Annotated in this window: 16 protein-coding genes and 1 pseudogene; 10 read left to right on the top strand and 7 right to left on the bottom strand. The window is 63.6% G+C overall.

Annotated elements, in window-relative coordinates; all coding sequences use genetic code 11:
- Positions 1–584, top strand: a 584-nt coding sequence (locus BG842_RS22465) for a flippase-like domain-containing protein (RefSeq protein ID WP_139136242.1), incomplete at its 5' end; no start/stop codon positions are given.
- 95 nt (positions 585–679) lie between these two features.
- Here BG842_RS22465 and BG842_RS22460 read toward each other — a convergent pair.
- Together BG842_RS22460 and BG842_RS22455 are read right to left on the bottom strand one after the other, a co-directional pair.
- Complete coding sequence (locus BG842_RS22460; RefSeq protein ID WP_069452540.1) at positions 680–1,576, bottom strand: ketopantoate reductase family protein; 897 nt, start codon at positions 1,574–1,576, stop codon at positions 680–682.
- A 52-nt stretch (positions 1,577–1,628) separates the two neighbouring features.
- Complete coding sequence (locus tag BG842_RS22455) at positions 1,629–1,952, bottom strand: rubredoxin-like domain-containing protein (protein ID WP_069452539.1); 324 nt, start codon at positions 1,950–1,952, stop codon at positions 1,629–1,631.
- Between the two features lie 183 nt (positions 1,953–2,135).
- On the opposite strand from BG842_RS22455, the gene BG842_RS22450 reads away from it, so the two are divergent.
- From BG842_RS22450 to BG842_RS22435, 4 genes are all read left to right on the top strand, one after another.
- Complete coding sequence (locus BG842_RS22450; protein ID WP_254663398.1) at positions 2,136–2,432, top strand: hypothetical protein; 297 nt, start codon at positions 2,136–2,138, stop codon at positions 2,430–2,432.
- Positions 2,433–2,480: 48 nt separating this feature from the next.
- On the top strand, positions 2,481–3,287 hold the full coding sequence (pheA, locus tag BG842_RS22445) for a prephenate dehydratase (RefSeq protein WP_007982257.1): 807 nt from the start codon (positions 2,481–2,483) through the stop codon (positions 3,285–3,287).
- 134 nt (positions 3,288–3,421) lie between these two features.
- Positions 3,422–3,859, top strand: coding sequence for an Hsp20/alpha crystallin family protein (locus tag BG842_RS22440; RefSeq protein WP_069452537.1), 438 nt, complete (start codon positions 3,422–3,424; stop codon positions 3,857–3,859).
- Between the two features lie 46 nt (positions 3,860–3,905).
- Positions 3,906–4,358 (top strand): peroxiredoxin, encoded by a 453-nt coding sequence (locus BG842_RS22435; protein WP_069452536.1) that lies wholly within the window; start codon positions 3,906–3,908, stop codon positions 4,356–4,358.
- Between the two features lie 25 nt (positions 4,359–4,383).
- Here the strand turns inward: BG842_RS22435 and BG842_RS22430 are convergent, their stop codons facing one another.
- A complete protein-coding gene (locus BG842_RS22430) occupies positions 4,384–4,851 on the bottom strand; it encodes a hypothetical protein (RefSeq protein ID WP_069452535.1) in 468 nt (155 codons plus the stop codon).
- Positions 4,852–4,905: 54 nt separating this feature from the next.
- Positions 4,906–7,584: pseudogene (gene leuS, locus BG842_RS22425) on the bottom strand (leucine--tRNA ligase).
- Positions 7,585–7,727: 143 nt separating this feature from the next.
- Here leuS (BG842_RS22425) and leuS (BG842_RS22420) point away from each other — a divergent pair.
- Both leuS (BG842_RS22420) and BG842_RS22415 read left to right on the top strand, forming a co-directional pair.
- Entirely contained in the window at positions 7,728–10,724 is a 2,997-nt protein-coding gene (gene leuS, locus BG842_RS22420; RefSeq protein ID WP_069452534.1) for a leucine--tRNA ligase, read from the top strand.
- A gap of 77 nt (positions 10,725–10,801) precedes the next feature.
- On the top strand, positions 10,802–11,077 hold the full coding sequence (locus tag BG842_RS22415; protein WP_069452533.1) for a hypothetical protein: 276 nt from the start codon (positions 10,802–10,804) through the stop codon (positions 11,075–11,077).
- A gap of 40 nt (positions 11,078–11,117) precedes the next feature.
- On the opposite strand, the gene BG842_RS22410 is transcribed toward BG842_RS22415, so the two are convergent.
- Positions 11,118–11,330 (bottom strand): hypothetical protein, encoded by a 213-nt coding sequence (locus tag BG842_RS22410; RefSeq protein ID WP_069452532.1) that lies wholly within the window; start codon positions 11,328–11,330, stop codon positions 11,118–11,120.
- 74 nt (positions 11,331–11,404) lie between these two features.
- Between BG842_RS22410 and BG842_RS22405 the strand changes: the two genes are divergently transcribed.
- The 3 genes from BG842_RS22405 to BG842_RS22400 all read left to right on the top strand — a co-directional run bounded on the left by BG842_RS22405 (position 11,405) and on the right by BG842_RS22400 (position 14,348).
- Positions 11,405–11,629, top strand: a complete 225-nt coding sequence (locus BG842_RS22405) for a hypothetical protein (RefSeq protein ID WP_069452543.1) — start codon at positions 11,405–11,407, stop codon at positions 11,627–11,629.
- A 199-nt stretch (positions 11,630–11,828) separates the two neighbouring features.
- Positions 11,829–12,317 carry a hypothetical protein gene (locus BG842_RS32165; RefSeq protein WP_254663397.1) on the top strand — a complete coding sequence of 163 codons (489 nt, stop codon included), beginning with the start codon at positions 11,829–11,831 and terminating at the stop codon, positions 12,315–12,317.
- A 57-nt stretch (positions 12,318–12,374) separates the two neighbouring features.
- Positions 12,375–14,348: a right-handed parallel beta-helix repeat-containing protein gene (locus tag BG842_RS22400; protein WP_254663396.1), complete on the top strand. Its 1,974-nt coding sequence runs from the start codon at positions 12,375–12,377 to the stop codon at positions 14,346–14,348.
- Positions 14,349–14,378: 30 nt separating this feature from the next.
- On the opposite strand, the gene BG842_RS22395 is transcribed toward BG842_RS22400, so the two are convergent.
- Together BG842_RS22395 and BG842_RS29285 are read right to left on the bottom strand one after the other, a co-directional pair.
- Positions 14,379–15,365, bottom strand: a complete 987-nt coding sequence (locus BG842_RS22395; RefSeq protein ID WP_069452531.1) for an ornithine cyclodeaminase family protein — start codon at positions 15,363–15,365, stop codon at positions 14,379–14,381.
- Between the two features lie 330 nt (positions 15,366–15,695).
- Positions 15,696–15,917 carry a hypothetical protein gene (locus BG842_RS29285; RefSeq protein WP_139136241.1) on the bottom strand — a complete coding sequence of 74 codons (222 nt, stop codon included), beginning with the start codon at positions 15,915–15,917 and terminating at the stop codon, positions 15,696–15,698.
- Positions 15,918–16,105 lie beyond the last annotated feature (188 nt).

The raw sequence follows: 16,105 nt of genomic DNA, 5'->3' as shown, positions 1-16,105 counted from the left end.
TCGGCCTGAGCTACCTGCTCATCCGCGCGTCGCTCCCCGACAATGCGAAGACGCTCGCGCAGGGACTCGTGTGGCTGGCGTTCGGCGTCCCGGCGATTGCATACGTCGGATGGCGGTATCGACAGCGCGTCGAGGACCTCGTGATTCGACTTGCGGCACCGATTGCGACTCGCACGTCTCGCATCACCGTCGAGGGGATTCGAAAACGCATCGACCGCTTCTACAATTCCCTCGAACGAATCGCGAACGAGCCGCGCGAACTGCTGTTCGCGCTCGTCTTCTCGTACACCGGTTGGATTTTCTTCGCTCTGCCGCTGTACTTCGCGGGGCGGGCGCTCGGCCTGCCGCTCCCGCTGGTGCTCGTGCTCTTCATCGTTCCGGCGAGCACGTTGGCCGGACTGACGCCGACGCCGGGCGGACTGGCGGGCGTCGAGGCGGCGCTGACCGTCCTCATCGTCGCGCTCGTTCCGGCGATCCCGTGGAGTTCGGGCGTGGCCGCCGCCATCGTCTATCGCGTGGCGAGTTACTGGTTCGTCCTCCTCATCGGCGGCATCGCGTCCCTGTTCGTCATCATGCGCTCATAAGACCCACCGCACTCCCTACGTTCTGCACCTCTCACGCTCTGCACCTCTTACGTTCCGCACTCCTCACGTTCTGTACCTCTCACGTTCTGTCCTCTCTACGGTCCGTTCTCCCGCTCCCACGCTTTCACGAGTCCGGCGAGCGTTCGGTTGACGGGCGTGTCGATATCCCGCTTTTCCCCGCGTGCGACGACGTAGCCGTTTATCGCGTCGATTTCGGTTCGGCGGCCCGCCTCGACGTCTTGGCGCATCGAGGAGGTGTTCGCGGCGGTCGCCTCGGCGACCGTCCGCACCGCCGCCACCGCGTCCTCGTCGGGTAGTTCGACGCCCTCCGCTCGGCCGACGGCGGCCGTTTCACGGGCTGCCGTCGCGGCGATTCCCTCTGCGTCGCCGGAGCGAAGCGCACCGTTTTCCACCTGTGCGAGGGCCGTCGTCGGGTTGATGCCCGCGTTCACGGCGAGCTTTTCCCACAGCCGTCGGGGCATGTCGTCCGCGACGGTCGTCTCGATTCCCGCCACGGAGAACGCGGTCCCGATGCGGTCGGCCGGGTCGGACTGCCCGCCGTCGCGTGCCCCGAGGACGACCTCGCCGATTCCGGTACATTCGACGCGGCCCGGTTCGGTCAGGACCGCACCGTAAGTCGCGGTTCCGGCGAGAACGGGGCAGTCGAGGTGCGCCGCAAGCAGGTCCTCGTTTCCCATCCCGTTCTGGAGCGACAGCACGGCGTCGAACTCGCCTGTCGCCAACTCGCGCGCGGCGGTTTCGGTGTGAAACGCTTTGACGGTCACGATGGCACAATCGGCGCGGCGGTCGGTTCCGTCGGTGGTCGCGTCCGCCCCCACGAGGAAGTCGAATTCGCCCGCGACGGAGAGCCCGGATTCGCGGACGGCGGTCGCGTGCGGGTCGCGGGCGACGAGCGTCACCGCGTGTTCGCGGGCGAGCAGGCCGCCGACCAGCGTTCCGAGGCTTCCCGCACCGAACACGACGAAGTTCATACTTGACCGAGGAAGCGGTGGGTGAAAAAGTAGGGCGTCTGCCGGTGTCGTCTCAGTCTTCCGTCCAGTAGTAGAGGTCCTCTTTCGGCGCGCCGCAGTTGGGACAGGTGTTCGGCAGGTTGTCGTCCAAGTTGCCCATCTCGCCGCAGTCCGAACAGCGCCACATCAGTTCCGCTTCACCGAAATCGTGGCCAGCGCGTGCGTGACCGATGGAGAGTGCTTCGTAGCCCTCTCGCATCGTGACGTAGAACCCGTCCTCGTCGAACCCACGGATGGTACCGAGTTTGTTTCCGTCCTCGTCGTGAACCGGCTGTCCGAGTTCGACTTCTTCCACGTCGATATCCTCGTCCGGCGTCTCTCCTGAATCACTCACCATGGTTGACTCTTCTCCGTTCTTCGCCTTAAATCCGACCGCCGTCTCGGGTTTCGTCGGCGTCTCGTTCCCCTCGATATCGGGGTCGGGAAGCGATAATAAACCGTCCCTGAATGTGCAACCACGGAACTCACGCCGAAATCGGCCGAATCAACGGTCGAACCGAGAACACTCATGTCGCGCGATGTGACCGATACGATTTACGGGCAGGTGACGACGAATCACGAGACGATAACGAAGTGGGTGGAAAAACACGACGGCAGTCCGGCAACGGCCGAGACGTGCGACCACAGCGTCGGGTATCTTCGAATCAAATTCCCGGACACGGACGACGACGAGCTATCGACCATCAGTTGGCGCGAATGGTTGCGGGAGTTCGAGGCCGAAGAACTCGCCTTCGTGTATCGGGACCGGGAGGACCGAGACGGGGCGAGCGGCTTCTACGAGTTGGTGGACCGGACGACCGCGGCGGAACACGCATAATCTACCGTCCCCGACGGGCTTTTGACCACCCGACCGAAATTCCACGGCATGCAAGCAGTTACCCTCGGACCGGCGGGCACGTACTCACACCGGGCCGCGAGCGCGGTCGCGGAGGACGTCGAGTTTCTGGAGTCCGTCACCGGCATCGTCGAGGCGGTCGCCGACGGCGACTATCCCCGCGGCGTCGTCCCCATCGAGAACAGCATCGAGGGAAGCGTTACGGGAACGCTGGACGCCCTCGCCGACAACGACGTCGCGGTCGTCCGCGAACTCGTGACGCCGATTCGCCACGCCCTGATGGCACAGAGCGCGGAGTTCGATACGGTCGCCAGCCACGCGCAGGCGCTCGCCCAGTGTCGGTCCTACCTCGAAACCGAGTACCCCGACGCGAAGCGGGAGGCGGTGACGAGCACCGCCCGCGGCGTCGAACACGCCCGCGCCGACTCGTCCGTCGCCGCCATCGCTCACCCCGACAACGCCGAGGAGTTGGAGGTTCTGGCGGAAGACATCCAGGAACGAACGTCGAACGCGACCCGTTTCTTCGTCGTCGCGCCCGCAGACGAGCGCTCACGCGCGGGAGGAAAATCCTCGCTGGTCGTCTATCCCGGCGCGAACTATCCGGGTCTGTTGCTCTCGCTCCTCGAACCGTTCGCAGAGCGCGCAATCAACCTCACTCGCGTCGAGTCGCGCCCGAGCGGCGAACGACTGGGCGACTACGTGTTCCACCTCGATTTCGAGGCGGGGCTGTACGAGGAGCGCGCGGAGGAAGCCCTCGCGGAGGTCGAACCCCTCGCCGAAAACGGGTGGGTGCGTCGCCTCGGCTCGTACGATACCCAACACGTTCTCGACGGCTAACGGCCGTCTGTCGGTCGCTGTGTGTCGGTAGTGGCGCTCGCTGTGACCCTGTGGTGGCGCTCGCTGTGGTCGCTGATGTCGGTCGGCGTGAATTTTTAAGCCGTCGCGCGTCGAACGTCCGACGAGGCGATACAATGGCCGGACGAAGAAATCCTTTCGACGAAATCGAAGAGTTGTTCGAACGAATGGGCCGCCAGTTCGAGACCATGGGTGACCAGTTCGGTTCCAAGGGAATGGGCTGGCAACCCGGCGGCATGTCCCTCGACGTGGCGGACCACGACGAGAAGTTCGTCGTAACCGCCGACCTGCCGGGCTTCGAGAAGGACGACATCGACATCTCGCTTCGGGGCGACCGCCTCCGAATCGCGGCCGAGAGCGGGGCCGAAACCGAGGAGGGCGACGAGGATTACCTCCGACGCGAGCGACGCCAGCAGTCGGTGAGTCGAACGCTGACGCTCCCCGAAGCGGTGGACGAATCGAGCGTCTCGGCGGAGTATCAAAATGGCGTGCTGACCGTGACGCTTCCGAAGGCGAGCGGCGGCGACGAGTCCCACGACATCGAAGTCCACTGATTCCGGGACCACAAACGGCTTGTCAATTCGGCCGCAATCGCCGTGTATGACGCTCGATGCAGGCGACGACGCACCCGAGATAACCGCGAAGAACCAGCACGGCGAGACGGTTTCCCCGTCCTTCGAGGAACCGACGGTCGTGTACTTCTATCCGCGCGACGACACGCCGGGATGCACCGTCGAGGCGAAGCAGTTCAACACGGAACTGGAGACCTACCACGACGCGGGCGTGACCGTGTACGGCGTCTCCACCGACGACGTGGAGAGCCACGAGGCGTTCGCCGAGAAGTTCGACCTCGATTTCGACCTGCTGGCCGACCCCGATGGCGACATCGCGGACGCATTCGGCGTCGAAGTCGAGAATGGCTTCACCCCGCGAACGACGTTCGTGGTCGCGGACGGCGAAGTGCAGGCGTTCTACCCCGGCGTGGACCCCGACGGGCACGCTCGGGACGTCCTGCAGGAGATGCTCGACGACGAACTCGTCGCCTTGGAATAAGCGCCGCTGATTTTCCCCGACCGACTCAGATATCTCGAACGATTTCTCGAACCGTCTCGTCCGCGACGGCCCGCCACCTGTCGGGCCACTCGCCACCTCGCTTCGGCGGTTCGAGTCCGAACGTCACGGGGGAAAACGAGACGTGCTCGAACGAATCGGCCGTGACGGTCCCGACGAACTCCGCGATTTCGCGCTTCGAGGAGACGCCGCCCGACGACAGGTCGTAGTACCCCGTGAACACCTGTACGACCGAAATTCGGTCGTATCCGTCCAATTCACCCGAATCGACGTAGTAGAACAGTTTCGCCGTGTTGTTCACGGGGTCGGCCCTGCGCCACTCCAGTTCGACGGCGACGAAGCGGTCGTCGGTTCGCCCGACGACATCGACGGGTGTTCGCCGGATGCGATGTTCGGTCTCCCAGTCGAACCGCGGCAGTCGCTCGGCGAGGGTATCGCGGACGTAATCGCGTACGGTCTCGGCGAACTCGCCCACGAGCTGGCCGACGGAGCGGGTCCCTAAAAACGTTACAGTCGAGAGACGGGTCGCTCAGTCGATGTGTATCGCGGGGCGACCCGGACGGGCCTTCGACGCCACGTCGCCGTCGGCCTCCTCGGCCGTCAGCAGACGAACGTCGGCGCCGAACTCGCGCTGGAACAGCCAGTTCGCCCGTCGAAGCGCGACCTGCTCTCGCTCCGGCGAGAGCGTTTCCGGGAGCGACTGTCGCTCCTGTTGGAGTTCCTGTCCGTACTTCGCGGCGGCGTCGCCCTGCTTTCGTATCTCGTCTTCCTGCATTATTTCGCCGATGACGTTGTTGGCATCGGACTCGCGGGCCAAATCGAGCGCCAGGAACTGCCACGGCGCGGCGACGACGATATCGATGCGTTCGGGGTCGTCGATGTCCGCGACGCTGATGATGTGCCGGACGTCCTCTTGCGTGTTCTCGACCAACTGTCGGGCGAGTTCGAGTTCGGTGGGGTCCGACTCCGGTTCGGGCCACTCAGCCTCGACGACGAAGCCCTCGCCGCCGAGGTCGCTCCACAGTTCCTCGCAGATGTGCGGGGTGACGGGTGCCAGCAGTTTGACGACGGTTCGCAGGCCGCGTTCGAGCGTCGGGCCGTGCGGCGACGTCTCCTCGCGGTAGCGTGCGAGCAGCGAAGTCAGTTCCTGCGTCTCGCGGAGCGCGCCGTTGAACGTCAGCGATTCGAACTCGTCGTTTGCGATGGCGACGGTGGCGTCGATTTCGCGCTCGACGTATTCGGCGATTTCGTCGCGGTCGCCGTCGAACGTCGAGTCGGCGAACGATTCGACCGCCCCGGCGAGGCGCTGGAGGAACTCGTAACTCGACTTGACGCCCTCTTCGGTCCAGTCGAAATCCTTCTCCGGTTGTGCGGCCTGCATCGTGAACAGGCGCGCCGTGTCCGCACCGTACTCCTCGACGATGCGCTGCGGCGAGACGACGTTGCCCTTGCTCTTCGACATCTTGTCGCCGTCGAGCAGGACCATCCCTGCGTGACGAGATTCGTGAACGGTTCGCGGTGGTCGAGCATGTCCATGTCCGAGATGACCTTCGTCACGAACCGCGAGTACAGCAGGTGCATGACGGCGTGTTCGATGCCGCCGACGTACCGGTCCACGGGCATCCAGTCGTCCGCCTGTTCGGTGTCGAACGGGGCGTCGTCGAGGTGCGGCGAGACGTACCGCAGGAAGTACCACGACGAGTCCATGAACGTGTCCATCGTGTCCGTTTCGCGCCGCGCATCGGCACCGCATTCGGGACAGTTCACGTGCTTCCACTCCTCGGCTGCATCCAGCGGGTTACCGGTCGTTTGCACGAACTCCGGCAGTTCAACCGGCAGGTCCTCGTCCGGGACGCTGACGGGGCCACACTCCTCGCAGTGGATGATGGGTATCGGCGTTCCCCAGTAGCGCTGGCGCGAGATTCCCCAGTCGCGGAGGCGATACTGCACGTCGTGGGCGGCGCTCTCGATGTCGCCCTCCAACCGTTCGCGGGCTTCGTCGCTGTCGAGGCCGTCGTAGTCGTCGCTGTTGACGAGCACGCCGTCCTCCGTGTAGGCCGCCTCGCTCACGTCCGGCACGTCGTCCTCGCTCGGCGCGACGACGGGAACGATGTCCACGTCCATCGACGTTGCAAAGGCGTGGTCGCGGGAGTCGTGACCCGGGACGCCCATCAGCGCGCCCGTTCCCACGTCCGAGAGCACGAAGTCGGCGACGAACACCGGAATCTCCTCCCCCGTCGCGGGGTTCGTCGCGGTCAGGTCGGTGGGGCCCTTGCGGTTCGTCACCCTCCGGGTCGGCGATCTCCTCCACGAAGTGTGCGATATCGTCGTCTTCCGCGGCCAGTTCCTCGGCGATGGGGTGGCCGGGTGCGAGCGCGAAGAACGTGACGCCGAAGATGGTGTCGAGTCGTGTGGTGAACACCTCGACGGGGCCGTAGTCTCGCGGCTCGCCCTGCTTGCCGCTCGACGTTTCCGAGGCGGCTGCCTCGCTCACCTCGAACTCGACGGTAGACCCGTGCTGGCGACCGATCCAGTTTCGCTGCATCTGGCGGACGTTGGACGGCCAGCCGTCGAGGTCGTCCAAGTCGTCGAGGAGTTCGTCCGCGTACTCGGTTATCTTGAGGAACCACTGGTCGAGTTCGCGCTGTTCGACCGGGGTATCACAGCGCCAGCAGAGTTCCGCGTCCCCTTCGACCTGCTCGTCGGCGAGCACCGTCTCGCACGACGGACACCAGTTGATTTCGGCGGCCTCGCGCTCGACGAGTCCTTCCTCGCGGAATTGGGTGAACAGCCACTGGTTCCAGCGGTAGTAGTCGGGTTTGCAGGTCGTGATTTCGCGCTCCCAGTCGTATCCGAAGCCCATCCCTTCCATCTGCTCGCGCATCGTGTCGATACACGAGAGCGTCCAGTCGCGCGGGTTCGTGTCGCGTTCGATGGCTGCGTTCTCGGCGGGGAGACCGAACGAGTCCCAGCCCATCGGGTGGAGGACGTTTTCGCCGTCCATGCGCTTGTATCGGGCGTAGGCGTCCGTTATCGTGTAGTTACGGACGTGGCCCATGTGGAGTTGGCCGGAGGTGTAGGGGAACATCCCGAGGACGTACGTCGGGTCGGTCGCCTCGTCCGGGATGTGGAAGACGTCGGCGTCGTCCCACGCCTCCTGCCAGCGATGCTCGATTTCCGTGTGGTCGAACTGTCGTCGTGTTTGCATGCGAGAATCCGGGTTGTTCACTATTTGTTCCGTTCGGCTTCTATACGTTGTCATCTGTGAGCGCCGTTTGCCCCCCACTCCGTCCGTTCACAATTATCTGTCAGGTAGACACTTCTTTTACCGTCGCACGTCTCCGATAGGGTATGAGTGACTACGAGCCACGGGAAATCGAGTCGAAGTGGCAGTCTCGATGGGCGGAAGATGGTCGATACGAGGTTGATCCATCCCAGTCTGAGGCCACCTTCGTCACGGTCCCCTACCCGTATCCGAGCGGGGGAATGCACATCGGCCACGCGCGAACCTACACCGTCCCGGACGTGTGGGCACGCTACCGTCGTCTGCAGGGCGACAACGTACTGTTCCCCATCGCGTGGCACGTCACCGGGACGCCAATCGTCGGCGCGGTGGAGCGCCTGAAAAAGCGGGAACCCGAACAGATGTCCGTGCTGCAGGACACCTACAATGTCTCCGACGAGGACCTGTCGGAGATGGAGACGCCGATGGGGTTCGCCCGACACTTCATCGAGGACAGTTACAAGAAGAACATGCAGTCGCTGGGACTGTCCATCGACTGGCGGCGCGAATTCACGACGAACGACGAGCGCTACTCGAAGTTCATCACGTGGCAGTACGAGACGCTGAAGGAGCGCGGCCTGTTGGAGAAGGGCCTGCACCCCGTCAAATACTGCACGAACGAGCAAAACCCCGTCACGACCCACGACCTGCTGGAGGGGGAGGAAGCCGAGTTTCAGGAGTACACGCTGGTCAAATTTGATTGGCACGCGGAACGGAGTTCCGCGAACCGTTCGAGCGGAGAGCGAAGCGAACCGCGAGCAATCACGGTCCCAATGGCGACCCTGCGCCCGGAGACGGTCCACGGCGTGACGAACGCCTACATCGACCCGGACGCGGAGTACGTCGAGGCTGCTGTCGATGGAGAGCCGTGGCTCGTCTCGGAATCCGCGGCGGAGAAACTGGAACTGCAGGCCCACGACGTCGAAATCCGAGACCACTTTAGCGGCGAGCGACTCGTCGGCGAGCACGTCACGAATCCCGTCACGGGCGACGACGTGCTGGTCTTGCCCGCGAACTTCGTGGACGCGGACAACGCGACTGGCGTCGTCATGTCCGTCCCGGCGCACAGCCCCGACGACTGGGTGGCTTTGCAGGAGGCCAAGAGCGCGGCGCGACGGGCCGCGGAACAGTCGAGCGGGCAGAGCCCGCGAGACGCCGACGACGCCCGGATGGAGAAGTACGGCATCGACCCCGAGGAAGTCGCGGAAATCGAACCGAAGGCCATCATCGACGTGGAAGGCTACGGCGAGTTCCCGGCGGAGGACGCCGTAGTGGAACACGGCATCGAGGATTCATCTGACCCCACGCTGGAGGACGCCACCCAAGAGGTGTACAACCGCGAGTTCCACAGCGGGAAACTTCGTGGGATGTACGGCGACTACGCCGGGGAAATCGTGGAAGACGTGCGCGACGACCTCAAAGAGGAGTTCCAGGAACAGGGGTCGTTCGACACGATGCACGAGTTCAGCGAGGAGGTCGTCTGTCGCTGCGGCGGGGCCGTCGAAGTCGCCGAACAGGACACGTGGTTTCTGCGGTACAACGACGAGGCGTGGAAGGCGAAGGCCCACGAGGTCGTCGCCGAACTGGACGCGATTCCCGAGAACACCCGCGAGCAGTACGACCACACCATCGACTGGTTGAACGAGTGGCCCTGCATCCGCAACTACGGACTGGGCACGCGCCTGCCGTGGGACGACGAGTTCGTCATCGAACCCCTGTCGGACTCGACCATCTACATGTCCTACTACACCATCGCCCACCGGATTTCGGACGTTCCGGTGGAGGAACTGGACAAGGAGTTCTTCGACACGTTGTTTTATGGAAGCGAGGCGCAACGCGCCTCGGAAAGCGCGCGCGGTGATGAACCGCGAGCGAGTGAAGCAGTGGACGACCCCAACGAAACCGCCCTCGCCCTGCGCGAGGAGTGGGATTACTGGTACCCCGTCGATTACCGCTGTTCCGCGAACGATTTGGTCAGCAACCACCTGACCTTTTTCCTGTTCCACCACGCCGAGCTGTTCGACCCGGCGAACTGGCCACAGGGAATCACGGTGATGGGCATGGGTCTGCTGGAGGGCGAGAAGATGTCCTCCTCGAAGGGCCACGTCGTTTTGCCCGAGAACGCCATCGAGAAGTACGGTGCCGACACCGTGCGATTCTTCCTGATGAACAGCGCGGAACCGTGGCAGGATTACGACTGGCGGAGCGAGCAGGTTGAGAGCACGGGGAACCAACTGCGGCGGTTCTGGAATCGCGCGAACGAGATTATCTCGGCCCCCGAGGGCGAACGCGACCTGCAACGCATCGACCGCTGGTTGCTGTCGAAACTGCAGAGAACCGTCCGCGAGGTCACCGACGCGATGGACCGGTTCGAGACGCGGACCGCCAGTCAGGCCGCCTTCTACGGCTTCGAGGAGCACCTGAAGTGGTACCGAAAGCGCACCGACACCGACCGGCCGGGCGCTCGCTGGACGCTCCGGACCGTGCTGAACGCCCGCCTGCGCCTGCTGGCTCCGTTCATCCCGTTCATGGCGACGGAACTGCACGAGCGCCTGACGGGGAACCCCATCGCGGAGGCCGAATGGCCCGACGTGGATTCGGACTTCGAGAGCACCGTCACCGAAATCGAGGAGTCGCTGGTCGAAGGATTGACCGACGACGTGCGCGACATCGTGAACGTGACCGACACCGACCCCGAGACGATTCGGGTGTACGTCGCCGCCGACTGGAAGCGACAAGTGCTCGCCGCCGTCGTCGATACCGGTTCGAATGTCGGTGCGGTGATGGGCGAGGTCATGCAGGACGAAGAGTTGCGCGAGAAGGGAGACGAGGTGAACCAACTCGTGCAGAAACTCGTCGAGGACGTGCGTGAACGTCCCGACGAACAGGTTGCGGTGCTGGCCGACCTGAACGAGGTCGAGGTGTACGAGGACGCGCGGGACTTCTTCGAACGCGAGTTCGAGGCCGACGTCGAGGTGTACCGCGAAGGTGAGGACGCGTCCGACCCCGAGGACAAGGCGCAACACGCCACCCCGCTCCGCCCGGCTATCCATCTGGAAGGCTGACGTCGTTCGTCCGTCTCCGTCCCCCCAGTCGGACGGCTACACAAGATTCATTGCGTAGCGATTTTCATCGTGAGGGTATGTCGTCCGACAGACCGTTTTTCACCGCTCCCGAGGAGGAACTCGATACGAATCAAATACTGTACGAAGCGCTCCCCCTCGCCAAACTCGTCGTGGCCGTCGGTGTGGTCGCGTTCATCCCGATACTCCTGCGAACCACCCTGTTTGAAATCCTCGGGTTGGCTTCCCTCTTCGAACTCCTATTCACGTTCCTGACACAGCTCGTCCTCGCCGTCGGGTCCGGTATCGTCCTGCTGTATATCATCGTCCGGGCCAACCAACTCGCCGACGAATAGATCACGACCCAACTACCCCACCGCCCGTCCGATTCTCCTGTCACGTCTCTATCGTCCGTGACACCCATCCAGTCGGCCCGTTCGGGTACGCGCTCCGGAACTCCTCGGGTTGGACTGTCCCGTTTTCGTCGGTCGACACCTCGACGCGACTGACGCCGACGAATCCCGGCGTTTTCCCCGCGACGGCGAACGAGGTGGCGACGGCCAGCGTCCCGCCGACGACTCCGACGAACGCGTCCCGACGGATATCCATCGTGTCGAATCTGACACCGAACGATCAAATCGGTTGTGCGAACGCTTATCATTCAGGCCGTTGCCGGTTTCCACATGAGTCAGGGGGACTCGGGGGACCACCCCGTCACGAAAGTTCTGCGAACCGTCACGCCGCCTTCCCGCGCCCACTCGGACAGCGAAATGAACACCATCGGCGTCGCGGTGTTTCTGGGCCTGCTCGTCCTGCTGGTTCCGCTCCTGCCGTTTTTGATCATCGCGTGGGTCATCTCGAAACTGACCGACGAACTCGCCGGACGGGCACCCATCGGGGAGGAGTAGCGACCGGGGACGAACGAGTCCTATACGGACCCGAACGGTGTTCTCGGACCCGTATTTTTCCACATCGCGGAATTATTTCACTCAATGCGTATATCACTCCGTACTGATATCACCCGATATGCGTCAGGACGCGCATTCGACGCGGAACTATCGAACGTCTGTCACCGAATCGCGTCACTGACGGTCGGAACGATATCTCATGACATGCGAACCAACGGACGCGGAGATGAAACGGCGACGGTTGCTGAAGACCATCGGTGCGGGAGCGCTCGCGAGCGGTCTCGCGGGGTGTAGTTCGGTTTCCACGGGGAACGAAGACGGAAACGAGACGTCGAAAGCGACCGCTTCCCCCACCTCTTCGAAAACGACCGCCAACGGGACGACTGCGGGAACCGACGCGCCGCCGTCGGACGGAAAACGGGTCGCGTTCGGCGACTGTATCGGCGTTCTCTCCGGAGAGTGTTCACCGCAGACGCTCACCGACGACATCACCGAAGACACGACGCTCGGGGGCGACTGCAATCGATACGTCGTCGAGGGAACCGTCGGCGTCACCGACGCGACGCTCACGGTGACGGCGGGAACCGAACTCGTCTTCGAACAGAACGCCGGACTCAAAATCGCCGCGGACGGGACGCTCGTCGCCGAGGGAACGTGCGAGCGTCCCGTCGTGTTCACCGGCCGGTAACGGACCCGCGGTTTCTGGCGCGGCATCTACTTCGAGGACTCCGACAACCCCAACGCGATGGCCTATTGCGTCGTCGAATACGCTGGCGGCGGGGACGAGTTCTGGCAGGCCGACGACAACGCGAACCTCGCGGTCGGCGGGAGTTCCCGACTCGCGGCCTCGAACTGCGCCGTCCGCGAGAGCGCGGCGTGGGGATTCACCTTCGGTCCCGAGGTGAACGTGGACGACTTCTCGAAGAACATCGTTACCGCGAACGCCGCGGGTGCGGGCTTCGTCCGCGACGCCTCCGCCCATCACGTCGATGGCTCCGGGACGTACACCGGGAACGACGACGACATCGTTCACGTGTGGGGCCGCGACGGACTCGGGGCCGGTTTCGACGCGACGTGGGACGCGCTCGACGCCCGCTATCGCGTGGCTAAACTCGTCGAACTGCGCAAGGACGCCCACCTCACCATCGCGCCCGGAGCGACGCTCTCGTTCGAACAGGAGGCGGGTCTCAAAGTCTCGGAGTCGTCCCAGTTGACGGCCGCGGGTATCGACCCCAACACCGAGGAATCCAAACCGATCACGTTCACGGGCGAGCAGAAGACCCGCGGATTCTGGCGCGGTCTCTACTTCGAGACGTCGGACCGCGTTCCAAGCGTGCTGGAAAACTGCGTGGTCGAGTACGGCGGCGGTGGCGACGAGTACTGGACCGCCGACGCGCACGCGAACGTCGCCGTGGGAGGCGGCGCTCGCGCTCGCGTCACTCACTCGACGCTCCGTGAGAGCGGGGGATACGGTTTCAACTTCGCCGAGGAAGTGACGATAGACTCGTTCGTGAACAACACCGTGACCCGCAACGCGACCGGGGCGGGCCACGTCCGCGACGACCGCGCGCAGTTCCTCTCCGACACCGGAACGTACACCGGCAACGACGTGGACAGGGTGTACGTCTGGCAGCGCGACGACATCGGAACGGACCTCGACGTGACGTGGGACGCCATCGACGTCCCCTACTTCGTCGATACCGGCGCGATAGAGACGTACGGCAACCTCACCATCGACCCCGGTACAACGGTCGAATTCGGGCAGGACGCCGGACTGAAACTGCTGGACGGCGGCACCCTCACGGCCGTCGGCATCGTGCCCGACACCGAGGAGTCCAAACCGATAACGTTCACGGGCGGCCAGAAGACGCGGGGCTACTGGCGCGGCATCTACTTCCAGCAGACCGACCGAACCGAGAACCAACTGCGGAACTGCGTGGTCGAGTACGGCGGCGGTGGCGACGAGTACTGGAGCGCGGACGCCAAGGCCAACGTCGCCGTTTCGAACGGCTCCCGGGCGCGAATCGACGGGTGTACCATCCGAGAAAGCGGCGCGTGGGGCTTCGACTTCTCGGACGACGTGTCCGTCGATTCGTTCACCCGCAACACCGTCACTGCGAACGCCGAGGGTGCGGGCCACGTCCGCGACGACACCGCTCACTTCCTCTCCGACACCGGGACCTACACCGGCAACGACGAAGACCGGGTGTACGTCTGGCAGCGCGACGACATCCGCGAATCGATGGCCGTGACGTGGGACGCCATCGACGTTCCCTACTTCATCGACACCGGCGCGGTGTCGGTGTACGGCGCGCTCACCATCGAACCGGGCGCGACCCTCGAATTCGGGCAGGACTCCGGCCTTCGGATGTACGACGGCGGCATCCTGTCCGCGGTCGGAACGGGAGACGAACCCATCACGTTCACGGGCGAGCAGAAGACGCGGGGTTACTGGCGCGGCATCTACTTCGACGATACGAACCGCACCGAAAACGAACTCCGCTACTGCGTGGTCGAGTACGGGGGCGGCGGAAACGAGTTCTGGAACGCGAAGGAACACGCGAACGTGGCCGTCACGAACGGCTCGCGGCTCTCGATACGACACTCCACGATTCGTAACTCCGCCGGATACGGCTACGAAGTCACCGCCGATTCGACGCTCACCGCCAGCACGAACTCCGTCGTGAGCAATGCGCTCGGCGCGAGCGTCAACACTTAAAAGCGAGTGTTCGCCGCTCGGCTCGCGTCGTTACAGTCCGAGGAGGTCGAACGGGTAGCCGTTGTCGTTCTCGTTCGCGTGCTCGTAGACGACGTGGGCGGCCGCGACGTCCTGAATCGCCAGTCCGGTGCTGTCGAAGACGGTCACGCCGTCATCCTCGGTGCGGCCGTCGAGGTCGCCGATAACGATGTCGCCGATATCGCCGTGGATGTCGTCGTCCGTGAGGGTGCCCTCGTTGTACGGGACGTTGATTTCGCCCGAGTGGGTGGTCTGGGCGTGGTCGTCGATGACCAGTTTCGCGTCCAGCAGGAGTTCGTCCGCGAGTTCGTGCTTGCCTTCCGCGTCGGCACCCATCGCGTTGATGTGGGTGTGGTCGCCGACGGCATCGGCGGAGACGATGGGCGTCTCGACGGGCGTCACGGTCGAGAGGATGTCACAGGACGCGGCTTCCGAAATCGATCCGGCACGAACGTCGAACTCGTCGTCGAAGTAGTCGATGAAGTCCGCGACCGCTTCCTCATCCAGGTCGCTGATGACGACTTCCTCGATGGGGCGAATCTTCGAGATGGCTTCCAACTGGGTGTAGGACTGGACGCCAGCGCCGACCAGTCCCATGCTCGTCGCGTCTTCGACGGCGAGGTGGTCGGTCGCCACGGCGGCGGCCGCGCCCGTGCGCTTCATCGTGAGTTCCGTCCCGTCCATGATGGCGAGCGGGAACGCCGTCTCGGGGTCGCTGTAAATCATCGTGCCCATGACCGTCGGCAGGTCGAACTCCTCGGGGTTGTCGGGGTGGACGTTGACCCACTTGATTCCGGCCGCGTCCCACCCGTCCGCGTCGAGGTAGGCGGGCATCGACCGGAAGTCGCCGTTGTACTGGGGAAGGTCGATGTACGATTTCGCGGGCATCTGTGCGTCGCCGAGCGCGTACGCCGCGAAGGCGTCCTCGATGGCCCGGATGAGTTCGGGCATCTGTGTGTTCTCGTCGACCGCATCCTGATTGAGCAGGAGTGTTTCCATAGTCGGAGGGATACGCGGTTCCCACTTAGTTCCATCTTTTACCGATTTTTGCTCCCTATCGCCGTCTCCTCTGGCGGTTTAGGGTCCATATCGGAGGAAATCGTGTGAATTCTTAATCTCGAAAATACTCGAAGGAAATTCATATTCGACGGTATGATTGCAGTAACATCCGGCAAACACGTCGTGATTCGACGTGGGTTCAAAAATCAGTTCGAGTTCAGTAGACGACTCCTCGGTTCGCTCGGGGTAGAAATCGAACGGTGGCCGATTTTCTATCTGCCTGATTACGGTTCACCGCCCCGCGACGACGAAACCGGATTCCGACCCGAATCAGCACGTCTTCTCGGCGAATTCCACGCTGTCTTCTCGTATCGTTATCGTGAGGTGATGGCAGTCCGTCGCGTGCCAGATTCGACTCCGGTTGGACATCCCATCGACGGCTATCGACAGGTCGTTCGCCTTCGGGTCGTTGGTGGAGAGTGGATTCGAACAGCCTGCGAGGGTGGCGACGGCGACCGGAGCCGATGTGGCGAGCAACGAGCGGCGGTGCACATGTAATTCAGTTATTAAATAGGAGATATAACTGTTGACCTAACCGACGGTCGTCAACGACCATCGTCCACACTATCCGCTACGCGCCGCTAATCGTTGTGAGTCCAAAAAATCGGTTCGAGTTCAATCGACGATACTTCGGGTGCGGTCGGGCTGAAATCGGCCGTTGACCGATTTCCGTCTCACGG

Origin of the sequence: Haladaptatus sp. W1, assembly GCF_001723155.1 — an archaeon.
In the GTDB taxonomy this organism is placed as follows: Archaea; Halobacteriota; Halobacteria; order Halobacteriales; family Haladaptataceae; genus Haladaptatus; species Haladaptatus paucihalophilus.
Note: the sequence above shows the minus strand (reverse complement) of the source record. Positions and strands in the feature narration are given on the sequence as shown.